18 protein-coding genes and 1 tRNA gene are annotated in these 17,098 nt (G+C 43.8%); 10 read left to right on the forward strand and 9 right to left on the reverse strand.

Features of this window, described 5'->3' with window-relative positions; all coding sequences use genetic code 11:
• The 4 genes from SLS51_RS11910 to SLS51_RS11925 all read left to right on the forward strand — a co-directional run.
• On the forward strand, positions 1-748 hold a 748-nt coding region (locus tag SLS51_RS11910), incomplete at its 5' end, for a DUF1281 domain-containing protein (protein WP_323838569.1).
• Between the two features lie 221 nt (positions 749-969).
• On the forward strand, positions 970-1,251 hold the full coding sequence (locus tag SLS51_RS11915) for a hypothetical protein (RefSeq protein ID WP_323838571.1): 282 nt from the start codon (positions 970-972) through the stop codon (positions 1,249-1,251).
• A 436-nt stretch (positions 1,252-1,687) separates the two neighbouring features.
• Positions 1,688-3,205, forward strand: coding sequence for a conjugal transfer nickase/helicase domain-containing protein (locus SLS51_RS11920; protein ID WP_323838573.1), 1,518 nt, complete (start codon positions 1,688-1,690; stop codon positions 3,203-3,205).
• 78 nt (positions 3,206-3,283) lie between these two features.
• Positions 3,284-4,285, forward strand: coding sequence for a tyrosine-type recombinase/integrase (locus tag SLS51_RS11925; RefSeq protein WP_323838575.1), 1,002 nt, complete (start codon positions 3,284-3,286; stop codon positions 4,283-4,285).
• Between the two features lie 387 nt (positions 4,286-4,672).
• On the opposite strand, the gene SLS51_RS11930 is transcribed toward SLS51_RS11925, so the two are convergent.
• From SLS51_RS11930 to mutY, 4 genes are all read right to left on the reverse strand, one after another.
• Positions 4,673-4,748: transfer RNA gene (locus SLS51_RS11930), tRNA-Phe, on the reverse strand.
• Positions 4,749-4,915: 167 nt separating this feature from the next.
• The gene (gene mltC / locus SLS51_RS11935; RefSeq protein ID WP_323838577.1) at positions 4,916-5,989 is read right to left on the reverse strand and encodes a membrane-bound lytic murein transglycosylase MltC; all 1,074 of its coding nucleotides are present in this window, start codon (positions 5,987-5,989) and stop codon (positions 4,916-4,918) included.
• A 63-nt stretch (positions 5,990-6,052) separates the two neighbouring features.
• Entirely contained in the window at positions 6,053-6,325 is a 273-nt protein-coding gene (locus tag SLS51_RS11940; protein WP_049583168.1) for an oxidative damage protection protein, read from the reverse strand.
• A gap of 30 nt (positions 6,326-6,355) precedes the next feature.
• Positions 6,356-7,396 (reverse strand): A/G-specific adenine glycosylase, encoded by a 1,041-nt coding sequence (mutY, locus tag SLS51_RS11945; RefSeq protein WP_323838580.1) that lies wholly within the window; start codon positions 7,394-7,396, stop codon positions 6,356-6,358.
• Between the two features lie 363 nt (positions 7,397-7,759).
• Here mutY and trmB point away from each other — a divergent pair, with 363 nt between their 5' ends.
• The 5 genes from trmB to SLS51_RS11970 all read left to right on the forward strand — a co-directional run bounded on the left by trmB (position 7,760) and on the right by SLS51_RS11970 (position 11,688).
• Entirely contained in the window at positions 7,760-8,479 is a 720-nt protein-coding gene (gene trmB / locus SLS51_RS11950; protein ID WP_323838582.1) for a tRNA (guanosine(46)-N7)-methyltransferase TrmB, read from the forward strand.
• A complete protein-coding gene (locus SLS51_RS11955; protein WP_323838584.1) occupies positions 8,479-8,805 on the forward strand; it encodes a YggL family protein in 327 nt (108 codons plus the stop codon). Before trmB ends, SLS51_RS11955 begins: the two co-directional genes overlap by 1 nt.
• A 78-nt stretch (positions 8,806-8,883) precedes the next feature.
• Entirely contained in the window at positions 8,884-9,810 is a 927-nt protein-coding gene (glsB, locus tag SLS51_RS11960; protein ID WP_058588827.1) for a glutaminase B, read from the forward strand.
• Between the two features lie 66 nt (positions 9,811-9,876).
• Positions 9,877-10,599 carry a YggN family protein gene (locus SLS51_RS11965; RefSeq protein ID WP_323838587.1) on the forward strand — a complete coding sequence of 241 codons (723 nt, stop codon included), beginning with the start codon at positions 9,877-9,879 and terminating at the stop codon, positions 10,597-10,599.
• Positions 10,600-10,716: 117 nt separating this feature from the next.
• Complete coding sequence (locus SLS51_RS11970) at positions 10,717-11,688, forward strand: siderophore ABC transporter substrate-binding protein (protein ID WP_323838589.1); 972 nt, start codon at positions 10,717-10,719, stop codon at positions 11,686-11,688.
• 447 nt (positions 11,689-12,135) lie between these two features.
• Here the strand turns inward: SLS51_RS11970 and hemW are convergent, their stop codons facing one another.
• The 5 genes from hemW to SLS51_RS11995 are packed head-to-tail and all read right to left on the reverse strand — an operon-like array spanning position 12,136 to position 15,988.
• Positions 12,136-13,266: a radical SAM family heme chaperone HemW gene (hemW, locus tag SLS51_RS11975; RefSeq protein WP_323838591.1), complete on the reverse strand. Its 1,131-nt coding sequence runs from the start codon at positions 13,264-13,266 to the stop codon at positions 12,136-12,138.
• Positions 13,259-13,852, reverse strand: a complete 594-nt coding sequence (locus tag SLS51_RS11980) for an XTP/dITP diphosphatase (protein ID WP_323838593.1) — start codon at positions 13,850-13,852, stop codon at positions 13,259-13,261. The genes hemW and SLS51_RS11980 overlap by 8 nt, the downstream gene beginning before the upstream one ends.
• A gap of 26 nt (positions 13,853-13,878) precedes the next feature.
• Entirely contained in the window at positions 13,879-14,427 is a 549-nt protein-coding gene (locus SLS51_RS11985) for a YggT family protein (protein WP_323838595.1), read from the reverse strand.
• Positions 14,428-14,445: 18 nt separating this feature from the next.
• On the reverse strand, positions 14,446-15,267 hold the full coding sequence (gene proC, locus SLS51_RS11990; protein ID WP_323838597.1) for a pyrroline-5-carboxylate reductase: 822 nt from the start codon (positions 15,265-15,267) through the stop codon (positions 14,446-14,448).
• A gap of 25 nt (positions 15,268-15,292) precedes the next feature.
• Positions 15,293-15,988: a YggS family pyridoxal phosphate-dependent enzyme gene (locus SLS51_RS11995; protein ID WP_323838599.1), complete on the reverse strand. Its 696-nt coding sequence runs from the start codon at positions 15,986-15,988 to the stop codon at positions 15,293-15,295.
• Positions 15,989-16,009: 21 nt separating this feature from the next.
• Between SLS51_RS11995 and SLS51_RS12000 the strand changes: the two genes are divergently transcribed.
• Complete coding sequence (locus SLS51_RS12000; RefSeq protein ID WP_323838601.1) at positions 16,010-17,047, forward strand: type IV pilus twitching motility protein PilT; 1,038 nt, start codon at positions 16,010-16,012, stop codon at positions 17,045-17,047.
• Positions 17,048-17,098: the final 51 nt, after the last annotated feature.

Here is a 17,098-nt window from a genome sequence, read left to right on the forward strand (position 1 = left end):
CCCACTTTATCCGGCGCTGGTAGCGAAAGGAACAGGGGTAGACTCACCGGAAAACCGGGCGTTTGAGCAATGGCTGGCCTTGTTAAAAGATAATGTGGCGCTTGATGAAGTTACCAGCCAACAGATTGACAGGCTATACCAACAAAGTGGTCTGGCCGCGCGAAAATGGGAGACGTTGCTTCCGGCAGCGCAGGAAACCATCATGGCGTTGTTTAACCAAAAGTCCTGCGACTGGTTCGGTCTGGTTGACTGGAATGCAGAACGTGACACGGAAATGCTGTGGTCTCATCTTGATGACAGGCTGACAGAGACAGTTCCTTGTGACTTGTTTCTGCTGATACCGACCCGTCTTGCGAGTGAAATCAATGGATTTTACGGCGGATTGTTAAAGGATCATGAGACGACTCGTGAGTTGTATATCCGATTGTACGGTATGGCACAGCCGCGAGGTTATGAAATAGCCTGGAAGCACCATGATGATGGCAGTCTGACCGGACATTTTGACAAAACACCCAGGGAGCTGTGGTATGAAAAAATCATAGTGCCTTTATCCAGGCAATATCACTGCCGTATCACCCATTATTTTAAGGAGGTCTGTGGCTGTTGTGGCTACGACAAATACCGGAATGGGCAGTGGGAAGTGGGTATTATTGATGAACTGGAATTTGGTGAGGAAGATGAGGACGGTACCCGTAAAGTGGTCGGACCGGACTACATTCTCGGCAATGTTTCACATGACGGGTGTTAGTGCACTGACAATGTTATCCCGTAGGGGAATTTCTGTGGTGAATTGACATAAAAAAACAGGTTCAGATTTGCCTGAGCATCTGATAACGCTGTTGCCGGCGGATATGACGCCGGCGATTTACCCATTGGGGAATATTTCCTCTGAGGGGGCGTGTTCCCCCCTTTTCTCAGGAACACGTTTTGTCTGTATTGATGAATCATAAAAAAGCTTTTATGGCTTGATTGAATGAAACGGCGCGTTACCCTCATCGCTATCGGGTATTTGGCTATTTTGTGCCGTGTGCGGCGATTAGTCTGCATAATGCTGTTCGCCCAGACCGTAAGTTAGAACAACAGTATTTGCAAATCATAAAACATTATGAACCGGAAGATGTGAGCCGGTTATCTCAACTGCTTGTCCATGTCATCATAGGGTTGGAATGTGAACCCCATGATTTTCTTGGCAGCATTTTTATGGAGATGAATCTGGGTAGCAAACATCTGAAGCAATTCTTCACACCCTGACATATTAGCCGGGTGATGGCAAACATGCAGTTGAGTGACATTCGGCAATTTTTAGCGAAGCATCCCTTTTTCACCTTATCCGGCTCTTGGGCCGGAGTTTTATCCAACAGGACGGAGATGAAAAATAAATCGATTGAAGTTGTTTTGTTTATCCCTGACACGTTTTGGTCTGAATCGGCAGTGCTTCCCAGATGCACTGGACACATTCTATTTCCCTTAATCCTTTCTTGCATGAGCCGCCATGTGCCTTTTGTACTTATCATGATTGATTCAACGAAATAACCGGATACACGCTGCGTTTACCCGTGACGGAATTGGAAACGTTTGAATCATTGCGTGCGGTTTTCATCGATTAATTTTTATTCCCGGAAAAGAGTTTTGCCTTGTCCCTGCCAGAGGATGTATTAGGGTTTTGGGAAAAAAGAGGAGATTAATCGTGTTGAAAAAAATTAAAATCCTGCTGGCGGGAACCTCCGCAGGAAAAAAGTCACTTCCACAACCCACTTCCATCCCAGAAACGGTCAAAGCAGGCTACTTTTTGCCGTCTGAGTCCAGGCTCTTGCTGGATATTTTCCGGCGACGGCAGTGTTTACAGTGTCTGTGGGACAACAGTGCATTACCTAAAACACACTATCAGGCATTGTGGCTGGCCCCGTTACATGAGTGTGTTGCATTGATGCAACAACTTCCGGCCGCGCCGCAGGGGCCTTATGCCCACCCAGGCGGCTTGATAGATGTGACTCTGCAATGTACTGCCTCTGCCGTACGTCTGGCGAAAGGACAGATGTTACCGCCGGGGGTGTCCCCTGAAACACAGGCAGAACAAAGTGTGATATGGAACACGGTGGTGTTTTACGCTGCGTTATTTCATTTTTTACCTGTTTTGGCCCAGTTTGACGGGGAACTGGATGAAGGCCAACCCTGGTACCCGGGATTGGTTGTACCGCAGGGGCCGTATCGTTTCCGGTTCAAAACTCCTCCAGTGGAGACGAGGGTTGCCTGTCATTTCGGAGGGGTACTCGCCGGACGATTGCTGCCGGCTAAGGCGTTGACCTGGCTGGCGTCAGTACCTCATGCCTTGCCTGCGCTGTTTTGTATTTTATCCAGTGACATGAAGGAAGATGACGCAATCAATCAGATAATGACAGAAGCTTTGAATAAAGCGGGTGCACCGACAATATCAGAAATATTATCTGTCGCGGCTGCATCACCGCAAATGATTGTTTCAGGAAATCCCGATGTTTCTGCTACGCCTTTATCAACAACAATGGACAGTGTTCTGCCCTCTCAGAGCCGGCAGGAAGGTAACCCGATGACTGAAATTGTTTCATCAGCCGTGAAGCCTGTTGATGAGAGCTCTTCTACCGTCATGACAGTCGCGCCGGAGAAGGGGGTACCGGTGGATGGGAGCACGCAACAGCTATTGTCATTAATGGGGATGAATGTCGCGGGCACAGTGACAGAACAGGTTATGGCGAGTAAAGCAGAAATCGTACCTCCAGACACGCCGGTGCCTTCACAACACTCGGTTCAGGCAACATTGCAGAACGAAAATGCGATTGAGACATCCTGTATTGGAGAGCAATTCTGGGACTGGTTGTCCGCTGGATTAAGGCATGGGGTGATGACCATTAATACGCCGAAAGCCCGGATACATCTGGTCAGTGGTTTTGTGTTTGTGAGTGCGCCGGCCATTTTCTTCCAGTTTCTCAGTGAGAAGAAGCAGGTGGATGGCAAAGAGGTTAGCGAAAAATGGAAACGGGTACAAACCGCATTTGAGCGGTTGGGACGACATCGAGTCAGTGGTGGAAAGTGTTTTTGTTGTTGTCATCTTTATGATTCGGCTGATCGGACTGGCTCCTATCAACGTATTCATGGCTACTTAATCAAAAACACGTTGCTTTATCGTGACCGTTCTGTACCAGAGGATAGCCCTTTTCTCATGATTTCATGAGAAAGCATCTTTAATAACAATATGTTATTTTCTGCGCCCCGCAATGGGTTTTTAAATTGATGAAGTGAGGAAGTAGAGATGGACAGTATGACCTGGGATAACCTGCTGGATGAGTATTTCTTTACCAAAATGTTGCGGCCGGATACGGAGTCAAGTTATCGCAAGGTGGTGAATACCTTCCAGGTGTTTGCAGGTGTGGATAATCGGCCTGCTCAAGTGACCCGACAACAGGTGCTGGCGTGGCGCAGATATGTGTTGCATCAGTCCGGACGGAAAGGTGTGACCTGGAACAGTAAGATTGCGCATATGCGGGCGTTGTTTAATTTTGCGATAAAAGAAAAAATACTGCCTCAAACGGAAAACCCATTTAATGGTGTCGTGGTTAATGCAAACAAGAAGAAAAAGAAAACATTAACCAAAAAACAGCTGACAGCCCTGTATCTCACGATGGGGCAATTTGAAGAGCGGGAGCGACAGGCAGGGGATAACCATCGTGCCCGCTGTGCATTATATCCGACCTGGTATTGGCTGACGGTACTGGATACATTGCGTTATACCGGGATGCGGCAAAATCAGCTATTACATATTCGGCTTGGAGATGTTGATCTGAAAGAACGCCGGATTATTCTTTGCTCCGAGGGGAGTAAGAACCATTATGAACACCTGGTGCCGGTGGTGAAATGGTTGTATCCGCGACTGGAAGTTTTGCTGGAACGTGCCCTGGCGGCTGGGGCAAAACTGAGTGATCCTCTGTTCTGTGTGAACTATTTTACCGCAAAAATAGACAGAGGAAGTGAAACCGACCAGTTACAGACGATAAAATCATTCTTTCGGCGCTTATCAAAAGAGTGTGGATTTGATGTGGGTCCACACCGTTTCCGGCATACCTTGGCAACTGAACTGATGAAAGCGCCTGATCGTAATTTGCAAATGGTGCGCGGATTACTGGGGCATCGCAGTATTGCCACGACGATGGAATATATTGATATCAATCTGGATACTGCCGGGCGTGCGTTGGAGCGTGAATTAATGCTTTATATCGATGCTGAGCCAGAAAAAGGAGAAATATTAATCAGGTAAAACCGAAAATATTTTTGCTGTTGCCTGGACTTGTTTTGTCTGTACAAATTCCCTGTTGCAAGATAGGGAATTTTTTTGAGTTGATACAATCACCCGTAATTAACTTTCTTCTGATCAATTAAATTAGGATAGTTGAGTAACCAACATACAACATCGTGTTAATTAATTCATTGACTTTAGTGTGGATGGCTTGACAGTTGCAATAGAACTTGTAAGTATTGCGCTCGAACGAAAAAGGACATCCGATTTCTCAGATATCCTAACCCTATAACCTTTATACTTATATCTAAGTGGCGCAAAACTGATCAATCTACAATTATGCATTTTCAGGTTCCAGTATCGGACGCTCATTGAGCTTTTTTATCTCTCAATCAATGCGCTTTGAATTGGTGCCCGGAGGCGGAATCGAACCACCGACACGAGGATTTTCAATCCTCTGCTCTACCGACTGAGCTATCCGGGCAACGGGGCGCATTAAACCGTATTTGGTAGAACTCGTCAATAGATTTATTCTGAAATGGTAATTTATGCTCCAAAATTCATCTGATGGCTAAAAATATAAGCAAAAAATAACGGAGAGTAGAAAAACTGCTCTCCGTTATTGCTTTATTGTTTTAACATTTTAATATTCTAGTGATGATAACTTTTCTGGGCAGTATTGACTTTCATCAGATAGCGGCGTGATTCTGCTGATGGATGTTTGGTTGTCAGGGTTTCATAAACATCACCCGGAGCCATTTTATTAATAATTTGAGCCGCTTTTTTCTTATCGCTGGAAAATACCCGTAATACACTACCTGCACCACCGTTGTAAGCCGTTATTACTGCGTAGCGGCGAGATGCTGCATTAGTGATGTCAACCAGATAACTGTTTTGTAATATCGATAAATATGCAGTGCCGGCATCGATGTTATTTTCTGGATCAAATAGATAACTACGGCTCGGTTGCCCTGATTTACCTTTCATTTTAAAAACATCACGGCCAGCAGTATGTTGTACAACTTGCATCAATCCAAGTGCATCAGAACGGCTGACTGCATAGGGGTTGAAGCTGGATTCTATTTGCATAATGGCCAAAATCAGGGATTCGTCTATGCCATATTTAATGGAAGCTTGACGAATCAGTGGCAGATATTTATGAGCACGTTTGTCCAAATGGTTTGGTACCAGTTGTATAGTGACAGACCAAATGACATGTAAACCGGATTGGCGTTTTTGTAATTTATTGGCAATCAGATAATCTGCAAAGTGTGTTGCTCGCCATTCCCAACGAATCGGTTGGCCATTATTGTCCATAACTTGTCCGTAAAGGAAAGGTTCTTTACTGATCTGAATATCGTTAGTATCAGAATAAAGATCAACTGAACCTGGATCATCACCCATTAATAAGGTCGTGATAATGGCCTTGCGTAAATAGGTTGTAGGGTCAATTGGAGAAATTGTCTCAATCGTGATCGTTCCAGCTTCAAAATTGATATGGCTGCGGGTCCGGTATTGATCTGTATATTTAACGTAATCCTTCGGGCCTGCAATTAATACTTCATGCAACCCCCAAATGTTCTCAATGTTATGAGCAAATTGGCCCATCAAAATATCAAAACCATTGGTATCTTTTATATATTCTTCGCGGTATTCACTATTTTTGTTGCTGGTACAGGAAATAAGAATTGGGGCAATAACAAACAACGCTAACAGTTTTTTCATCTTACATTGCCATCTGGTGTTGAATACAACATCAGAGCCATGGGCTCTGATGAAAGCTAAATATTATTTTTCTGGTGGGGTATATCCATCAATTTGAATATCATGACCTTCGAACAGGAATTTGGTCATTTCCTGTTCAAGCAATTTACGATCTTCCGGGTTCATGGTGCTGAGTTTTTTCTCATTGATTAGCATGGTTTGTTTGCTCATCCATTGTCCCCATGCTTCTTTGGAAATTTCATTGAAAATGCGTTTGCCCAATTCGCCCGGATAAAGCTGAAAATCCAGTCCTTCGGCTTCGCGTTGTAAGAAAGTACAAAAAACAGTTCTGCTCATAATAAATCCTCAAAATAGTGGGTAGGGGATTCAGCCCAGTTGTTGTAATAGATATTCAACTGGCGCTGCCAGCCCAACAGTCGCGGGTTGCTGTAAGTTATACCAAAGTCCTTTATTTTCATCCATGCAGGTAGTAAAGGATAAAATATTTATTTTTATCGGCACAATATCTAGATGAAAATGACTGAATGTGTGGCGGAATGCAGTGAGTTGTTCATGTTTACTGTGAGAAATACCTGATTGTTCTAGCCAGCCATTTAGTAAATCCATGCTTTCAAACTGAGGAAACGCAAATAAACCACCCCAGATCCCTGTTGGTGGGCGTTGTTCTAGCCAGACAGAATCATTATTCTGCATCAGCAAGAAATAAGCTGTTTTCTCAGGAATGCTCTGTTTAGGTTTTTTACCGGGATATTTTGTCCAGCTATGGTTAGCGTAAGCGATACATCCTTGATTTAATGGGCAGATTTCACATTTCGGCTTGCTGCGAGTGCAAACCATTGCGCCTAAATCCATCATCGCCTGATTAAAATATTCTACCTCTTGCGCCGGCGTTACATTGGTGCTGATTTGCCAGAGGCCGCTTTCAACCTCTTTTTTACCCGGCCAACCTTCCACGGCATAACAGCGGGCCAATACCCGTTTAACGTTGCCATCAAGAATTGGGAAATGTTTACCTTGAGAAAGTGAAAGGATTGCACCTGCTGTTGAACGACCAACACCGGGTAGGGCAACAACATCTTCAAAAGTTGTTGGGAATTTCCCTTGGTGCTGCTCTACAATTTGTTGTGCTGCTTTATGTAAATTACGAGCGCGGGCGTAGTAACCAAGACCGGTCCATAAATGAAGGACTTCATCAAGGGGGGCTGCGGCAAGTAAAGTCACATCGGGAAAACGTGAAATAAAGCGCTGAAAATAGGGAATGACCGTCGCAACCTGAGTTTGTTGCAACATCACTTCTGAAAGCCAGACGTGGTAAGAGGTCTTTTCCAATTGCCAGGGCAGGGTTTTGCGCCCGTAACGATGGTACCAATCCAGTACCACTGTGGAGAATTGCTTTGCTTCCATCATTTGGATAATTGTCTTTAGGGAAAATCAGTGTTTCGTGAATAGGATTGCAACATAGTGTAACCTCGCTGTAAACCGGAACTTTGTTTTCGCAGTGCTACGCAATTTAGTATTAAAATTGTACTTATCACTATCGGACTTGCTAAAATCGCCCATCTTTGGATAATGCGTTCTCTTTTATACCCAATGGATTTCAAGATGCATCGCGACGGCAAGGGAGCGAATCCCCGGGAGCATAGCAAACTATGTGACCGGAGTGAGTGCAGCCAACAAAGAGGCAACTTGAAAGATGACGGGGATAGGTGGTTTGCTGGTAAAGCAGCCATAAACGGCTGAATAAATGCCTTTAAAACTGACAGAAATACCATGATAAATAACGTAATTTCGCCGGAATTTGATGAAAAGGGCAGGGCGTTGCGCCGTGTCAGGAGTTTTGTTCGTCGTCAGGGCCGGTTAACTAATCGTCAGCAACAAGCACTTGATAATCTCTGGCCAAAAATAGGTGTTAAGTATCAGGCAGAAAAGCTGGAGCTGGCAGCACTTTTTGGGCGAGAAGCCTCTGTGGTGTTAGAAATTGGCTTTGGCATGGGGGCATCACTTGTCACAATGGCAAGTCAGAATCCAGAAAAAGACTTTCTTGGAATTGAAGTTCATGCACCTGGTGTCGGTGCTTGTTTGGCTTCCGCCGAAGATGAAAATATCGGTAACTTGCGGGTGATGTGCCATGATGCGATGGAAGTGCTGGAAAACATGATCCCGGATAATAGCTTGGAAATGGTACAGCTTTTCTTTCCGGATCCGTGGCATAAAGCACGTCATAATAAACGCAGGATTGTACAGCCACCATTTGCGGAACTGATAAAAAGCAAGTTGAAAGTGGGTGGCGTATTCCATATGGCGACTGACTGGCAGCCATATGCTGAGCATATGTTGGAAGTGATGAATGGCGTAGATAATTACCTTAATTTGTCTGAAAATGGTGATTATGTGCCGCGTCCATCTTCACGCCCGATAACGAAATTTGAATTGCGCGGTCAGCGGTTGGGGCATGGCGTATGGGATATCATGTTTAAGAGGATTAAGTAATGGCTAAAAACCGCAGTCGTCGTTTGCGTAAAAAGATGCATATTGATGAATTTAAAGAGTTGGGTTTTTCTGTTAAGTGGAATTTCCCATCTAATACACCGGTAGATATTATCGATAGCACTGTTGATGCATTTATTGATGAGCTGATTGAATCCAATGGCTTAGCATTGGATGCTAGCGGTTATCTGAATTGGGAAGGCCTAATCTGTTTGCAAAAAATTGGTATGTGTACAGAAGAACACCGCCAATTGGTTGAAAAATGGCTGAAAGATCGCGGTATGGAAGATGTCATGACCTCTGAATTGTTTGATGTTTGGTGGGATTGATTAATCTATAAAATATCTTGCATGAATCACAACAGGGGCCCTGGTGATTAATTAGTGCCCCTGTCTGGAGTAAAATCAGTGAGTACAACGTTCTCTAATACGTTATTGTCGGATATTTTGCGACAAGTTCGTCCCCTGATTGGCCAAGGGAAAGTGGCAAATTATATTCCTGCACTGGCGGAAGTTCCTGCTGATAACCTGGCAATAGCTATCTGTACCATCGATGGGCAGATATTTCATGCAGGAGATGCTGAGAAGCGTTTTTCGATTCAATCTATTTCTAAAATATTAAGTCTGACTTTAGCCATGACACGTTATCAGGAACAAGAGATCTGGCAGCGGGTCGGGCAGGAACCTTCTGGTCAGCCATTTAACTCATTAGTTCAGTTGGAACTTGAAAAAGGCAAACCCCGTAACCCTTTTATTAACGCGGGTGCATTAATTGTATGTGATATGTTGCAGTCGCGATTGAGTGCACCTAAACAGCGTATGCTGGAGGTGGTGCGCAAACTTGCTGGTTGTCCTGATATTTGTTACGACAGCAAAGTTGCCCGTTCTGAAATGGAACATTCTCACCGCAATGCAGCGATTGCCTATCTGATGAAATCCTTCGGTAATTTCGATAACGATGTGCTCGCGGTACTGCAAACTTATTTTCATTATTGCGCTTTGAAAATGAACTGTATTGAGCTTGCTAAATGTTTCATTTATTTGGCGAATCAGGGGAGTACGATAGGTTCTGAGCAGCAAATCCTTAGTCCTCGTCAGGCCCGGCAGATTAATGCATTGATGATGACTTGTGGTATGTATGATGGTTCCGGTGAATTTGCATTCAGGATTGGTATGCCAGGAAAATCGGGTGTTGGTGGCGGGATCGTGTGTGTCGTGCCGGGAGAGTTTACTGTTACTGTCTGGTCACCGGAATTGGATCGATCGGGGAACTCTTTGGCCGGTTGCGCTGCCCTAGAATTGTTAGCCGATCGTGTTGGGCGATCCGTTTTTTAACTTTCAATCCATTTTTTAACTCTCAATCCATTTTTTAATTCTCAGGTGATTTTCTTAGGAGAAAACATGTTACGCAAAATTATCATTGCTGCATCTTTGCTATTTGTTGCTCAGACTCAGGCAGGTTATGAATGCCAGGTAAATCCACAGAATGACATTATTATTACTTCTCAATCAGTTCAAGTTGTGGGGGCAAGTGGCAATCTCCTGATTTCACCTGATGGTTCAGTAATTCGTGATGGTAAGAACTTAAGTTTAAATACAGAACAGCGTCAGAAAGCACAACGTTATCAGCAGGCTTTGCGGCAGGATTTGCCTTGGATTAAACAAGAAACCGGAAAACATCTGATAACGGCGCGTAAATCCTTGGATAAAGTAGTAGTAGAGACTATCGGTAAGGATAGCAATGTGCGTAATCGGTTGTCTGATCTTGAGTCAGGGCTTAATCAGCAAATAAACCGAATTATTGAAACTCGCTCTGATGGTATAGCATTCCACCATCAAGCGATTAAGCAGGTTGAAAAAGATAGCCGTAGCTTAATTGAGCAAAGTCTTGGTGGAGTGTTACAGGACAGCATTAATGAGATTGGCAATAAACAATTTAGCCTGAATGGCGATAATAATCAGGCACTACAATCTTTGCTTGGTAGTTTGGGTGGATTGCAGAATAATTTGAAAGCTGAATGGCGGGCTCAGGAGGAAGATTTCCAGCGTTTTGGCAAAGAGGTTTGCGGTAAGGTAAGTGGCCTTGAGCAACAACGAATTGAATTACTGAATTCTATTAAATAGTTGCTAATAATCACAAATAAGAATCAATTTGAAATTGATTCTTATTTAGATTGACATATTTTTTTCGCTACCTAGAATGCAAATGCTTACTAAATATTCTTTCTTGGAGTGCAATATATGAAAAAGATAATCCCTGTCGTTCTGGTATCGTTATTTGCTGTTGCAAGCCATTCCGCATTTAGTCAGAAATCTGCTGTATTTACACCAAATGCTGTTACAGCTCAGGCTGATGATAAGGTTATAGTTAAGCACCTTTCCGGTGAAACTGAGGTCAAAAAGAATCCTCAGAAAGTTGTTTCATTTGATTTCGGCACTTATGATTCATTAGTTAAATTAGGTTTATCAGATAGGGTTGTGGCATTACCTACTGGTAATACGCCTGAATATCTCCGTAATAGCTTACCTAAAGAGGTAGAAAATGCAGGAGGAATGAAAGAGCCTAATCTGGAAAAACTGGCGCAGCTTAAACCTGATTTGATCGTTATTACCGGTCGTCAAGGTTCTTTCTATGAAAATCTGTCAAAAATAGCACCGACAATTAATTTGGGAACTGATAGCAAAAATTATCTGGTTTCAGTTGAAAGTAACATAACGTTATTAGGTGAATTATTTAGTAAACAGAGTGAAGTGAAAGATCAGATTGCCGATCTGGAAAAAACTATTGCTAAAGCTCAGGATAAAGCTAAATCTGCTGATGCAAAAGTTTTAGTATTGTTGCATAACGCGGATAAATTAATGCTGAATAACCAGAGTGTCGTGTATGACGTGGTTAAGGCACAGAAAGCGGAATTAGCTATTGCTGCTGGTGAAGGTAAAACCAAACGCGTTGTAGTGACTTCTGACATGATCGCTAAGGCTAATCCAGATGTGATTTTAATTATTGACCGCAGTGAAGCAATTGGTGCTGGTAAGCTAGATAAAGTGAAGTTTGAAGATGATAAAGTGAAATTTGAAGATGATAAAGTGAAATCTACTTCAGCGTATAAGAATGGCAAAATTACTTATCTGAAGTCTGATCTGTGGTATTTGTCTGGCGGTGGTTTGGAGAGTTTGTCAGCACAAGTTAATGCGGTGGCTGATGCCCTTTAATCGGGTCATGTGCCATTTTGAATTTGAACAGTGATTGAATCTACAATGGATTGTTTTAGGTTTGGTCTGACAGTTATCGGTTGTTTTATGCTGGTAACTGTCAGGTTTGGTCTGAACTATATACCCAATGGATTTCAAAATGTATCGCGACGGCAAGGGAGCGAATCCCCGGGAGCATAGATAACGATGTGACCGGGGTGAGTGAGTGCAGCCAACAAAGAGGCAACTTGAAAGATGACGGGTATATATATTATTTAGATTTTGGGGGATAATCAATTCTCCGAAAAGAGCAGGAATTCGACACTGGATAATCAGTTGCCATCGTATAACGAGGTGCCCCTACTGTGAAGTTCAGTAAGGGGCAATGTATTATAGATAAACGCAGTATACGAATTTATGCACAAGATGATCTTTGTGGAACTGAATTTTCCGAAAGTAATTTTTGTGCTAGAGAAATAGTTCCAATAATGAATTTAGGAACAGTTTGCCTTTCTGCGTAATTTGCCAGTGTGTTGCTGTTTCAGAGAGATAACCTGCGGCTAAGGCTTGTTCAATTTGAGTACGAATTGAAGCTTCAGATAACCCAGTGAAATCACTGAAATCTTGTTTTGGCATCATTTCCAGTAGACGGAATCGGTTCATAAAAAATTCAAATGGCCGATCTTCATTTTCTACCTGATGCTGTTTATCCAGATAGCGCCCTTGCATATATCCACGAGGATGCTTGGTTTTCACTGTGCGCAGGATACGGCCATCTTCAAATGTGATTTTTCCATGAGCGCCACAGCCAATACCAAGGTAATCCCCAAAGCGCCAGTAGTTGAGATTATGTTGGCATTGATAGCCCGGTTTGGCATAAGCAGAAGTTTCATATTGCTGATAACCTGCTGCTGTCAGCAATTGGTGACCTTGGGAAAAGATATCCCATAAAGCGTCGTCGTCGGGCAGAACGGGGGGGCGAGAACCAAAGCTGGTATTAGGCTCAATAGTCAGTTGATACCATGAAAGATGCGGTGGTGATAATGCAATTGCCTGACGTAAATCATCCAGCGCTTCATCAAGGCTTTGGTTCGGCAAACCATGCATCAAATCCAGATTAAAACTGCGTAGCCCCAGACTAGCAGCTAAATGTGCTGCCCGTTTGGCTTCATCCGGTCCGTGAATACGGCCAAGGCGTGCCAGTTTATCCGGGCTGAAACTCTGCACGCCAATGGATATTCGGTTAATCCCCGCTTGCTGGTAACCGCTGAAACGGTCGGTTTCCACCGTACCCGGATTGGCTTCCATCGTAATTTCAGCTTGTGGCGATACCGGTAGGAGAGCACGAACGCCATCTAGCAATTGTTGCATTGCCTGTGAGCTAAGCAGGCTAGGGGTTCCTCCGCCAATAAAGATAGAGGTAACTTCCCGTCCGTTGACCATTGGCTGATCTGTTTTCAGATCTGCCAATAAATGGTTAACATACTCCTGATGTGGAACATCACCTTTCAATGCATGAGAGTTGAAATCACAGTAAGGACACTTTTGTACACACCACGGAATATGGATATAAAGACTTAGTGGTGGGAGCTTAAGCATTACGTAGTGTATCCAACATCATCTTTAGTGCCTGACCACGATGTGAAACAGCATTTTTTTGTTCACCAGTTAATTCAGCGGCAGTACAGCCTAATTCCGGTATGTAGAAGATGGGATCATAACCAAACCCACCATTACCGGCAGGCTTATGAGCGATAATCCCCGGCCAGCGACCATGAAATACCAGAGGCGTTGGATCTTCTGCATGGCGTATATAAACCAGCACACAGTTAAACTGAGCTTGACGTTGATCGTCAGGAATATCTTTCATCGTATCCAGCAATTTTTCCAAATTTTGCTGGTCAGTAGCATTTTCACCTGCATAGCGGGCTGAATAGATACCCGGAGCGCCGCCAAGGATGTCTACGGATAGACCAGAATCATCAGCAATTGCGGGCAGGCCGGTAATTTGTGCGGCGTGGCGAGCTTTAAGAATGGCATTTTCAATAAATGTCAGCCCGGTCTCTTCGGCTGAATCTACACCTAACCCAGTTTGAGCAACAATATCCAGACCAAAATCAGCCAGTAATTGTGCCAGTTCGCGAACTTTTCCGGGATTGCCGGTTGCCAGAACGACTTTTTGCATTATTTTGAACCCAATTTAATTCTTATTTACTGTATCAGCCATGAGAGAACATCAGCACGAAGATAGTTCAGTGCGTAGAGGATCAAAATGACGATCATTGCTGAAAAATCAAGGCCGCCCATTGTTGGGATAATACGGCGGATAGGTGCCATCAACGGTTCTGTCAGTTGCATTAGAACATAGTCAATCGGATTGCGCCCTTGGCTTATCCAGCTTAGTAAAGCACGTGCCAGTATTAACCAAAATACCAGTTTACCTGCTGCTGTCAGCAATTCGATTAACCCGATAGGAAGGAAAAGTGTGAGGAAAGCAACCGTACCGGTACTGAACCAAAGCTGCATGATTAATTTAAACAATACCAGAATGTAAGCGACAACAATGGAGGCAGTATCGAGCGAGCCAATAGACGGTATAACTCGGCGTAATGGCCGAACAATCGGTTGGGTCATTTTCACAATAAATTGGGCAAATGGGTTATAAAAATCACAACGAGCCCATTGCATCCATACACGAAGTAATAAAACAGCGATGTATAAATCCAGAACTGTGAACAGAATAAAGGTTAAAAATTGCATTTAGCAGCCTTGATAAAATTAAAATTGTTTTTCCATTTCCTGTGCCCGGCGAATAGCTGCCTGCATAGCGTTGGATACGGTTTCCGGCAATTTGCCTTCATAAAAAATACGTAATGCTTCCGCAGTGGTACCGCCTTTAGATGTTACCTGTTCACGCAGGGTTGCAAAAGGGAGATCTACATTTGATGCGGCCAGTGCCGCAGAACCTATTGCCGTTTGCAAAACAATTTCACGGGCTGTTTGGTTATCAAAACCTAAACGTTCTGCTTCCTGTTGCATTGATTCCATAAATAGGAAGAAATAAGCGGGTGCACTGCCTGCTACGGCGATAGTGTCATTGATGCCGTTTTCATCTTTTACCCAGTAAGTTTTACCAACACTGTTCATTAATGTTTGAGTGAAATCACGGTCAGACTGACTGACTTGTTCAGACGCGAATAATCCACTCACCCCTTGACCAATTAATGCCGGCGTGTTTGGCATGATACGAACAATATTGAGTTTGTCTTGTAATAAAGCATTAAAGCGTGCAACGGAAATTCCTGAGGCAATAGACAGAACCAATTTGTTACTGAAATCTACATTTTCTTTCAGAGGCTGACAAACATTTGCCATCACTTGCGGTTTTACCGCCAGAATAACAACGTCGGCTTCCTGTGCGTAGCGAATATTGTCACTACTGCTGTTAACGCCATACTCTGTTGCCAGGGCATCACGGCGAGTATGACTTGGTGCGCAGACATTAATCAGCTCAGCAGGGTACCCTTCTTTTACTAATCCGGCTATGATGGCGTGAGCCATATTACCCGCACCAATAAAGGTAATTTTACGTTTCTCCATTGAATACCTCGTAGCGTTGAAATGGTTAATTGTGATATTGACGCGCACCGAAAATTGCTGTTCCAATTCGTACTAATGTGGAACCACAATTAATAGCGGCAGCCATATCATCAGTCATCCCCATTGAAAGAGTATCTATTTGAGGATATTTTGTTTTCAGGTTAAGGAAGGCTTGTTCCATTCTCCTGAAAACCACTAATTGATGTTCATAATCAGGTTCTGGTGCCGGGATTGCCATTAAACCCCGGAGCCTGACATTCGGCAGTTTGTTCACTTCGGCTGCCAGCGTTGATAGTTCATCAAGTTGAATACCTGATTTGCTCCGTTCATCGCTGATGTTTATTTGAATAAGAATATTCAGCGGTTCCATTCCCTCCGGGCGCTGTTCGTTCAGGCGTTGTGCTATTTTCAAGCGGTCAATGGTATGGCACCAGTTAAAATTTTCTGCCACCAAACGGCTTTTATTAGACTGTAACGGACCGATAAAGTGCCATATCAAATCATTACAATTTGCAAAATGAGCAATTTTTTCTACACCTTCCTGTACATAATTTTCACCAAACTGGCGTTGCCCGGCAGCGATTGCTTTTTCGATATCTTCCACAGGTTTGGTTTTACTGACTGCAAGCAAGGTAATTTCTTCTGGAACGCGTTCGCATTTCTGTGCGGCAATGGCTATGTGGGTCCTGACATCTTGTAAATTTTGTTCAATATTGTTCATGGTGACTCAGGAGATTAAAAAATGAATATGGATAAGCTAGTGGCCCTTAGTGTAAAGCATAATGCTTCAGATCTGCATCTTTGTATTGGGCAAGTTCCTGTATTACGTATAAATGGAGTGCTTTGTCCTCAAACTCAACTGCCATCTGTAAATAATCTATTGTTGGAAGAGTGGAGTAGACAGTTTTTATCAGAAAATCAGCGACAACAGCTATTAACTGGTGGACATGTGGATTTTGCGCTGGAGACAGAAAATGGCCAACGATTGAGAGGCAACATCTTTCGTCAGCACTCCGGGTTGTCAGCCGTTTTGCGTTTAATTCACTCTCAGTGTTCAACTCTGGAACAGCTAAAAGCACCTGAAATTATCCGTGAAATGGTTTTGCGGGAAGAGAGTGGGTTGATCCTGGTAACCGGTGCTACAGGCAGCGGGAAGTCGACAACGTTAACTGCCATTGTGGATATGCTGAACAGCCACTGTTGTCAGCACATTATTACATTGGAAGATCCCGTGGAATTTATCCACCACAGCCGCAATTGTCTGATACAACAGCGGCAAATTGGGTTGGATTCTCCCAGTTATCAGGCAGCGTTAAAAGGGGCTCTCCGGCAAGATCCTGATGTATTGTTGTTGGGGGAGTTGCGGGATAAGGAGACAATACGTTTGGCGTTAACCGCGGCAGAGACTGGGCATCTGGTATTGTCGACTTTGCATACCAGAGGCGCTGTACAGGCAATTGACCGGCTGGTGGATATTTTTTCTGCTGAAGAAAAAGGGTGGGTACGTAGTCAGCTAGCAGGCAGTTTGAAAGCTGTGATAGCACAGCAATTAGTCTCTTCACAGGGAGGGGGGCGAGTCGCTATATATGAAGTATTGGTGGTTAATCAGGCAGTGAGTCATCTGATACGAGAAGGAAAAAATCATCAAATAACAACGCTCATGCAGACGGGCGCTGCCAGTGGGATGCAAACCTATGAACAAGGCTGGCAGCAGCGTAAATTGCAGGGATTACTGGCAGAGCAAACGGAAAGGAAGGTTAAAGAAAATGCTATCAGTTAATCGCGAATCGCGGTTATATGTGATTGCTGTTACTGTTGGTTGATCGCTATT

Origin of the sequence: Photorhabdus africana (assembly GCF_035181445.1) — a bacterium.
In the GTDB taxonomy this organism is placed as follows: Bacteria; Pseudomonadota; Gammaproteobacteria; order Enterobacterales; family Enterobacteriaceae; genus Photorhabdus; species Photorhabdus laumondii.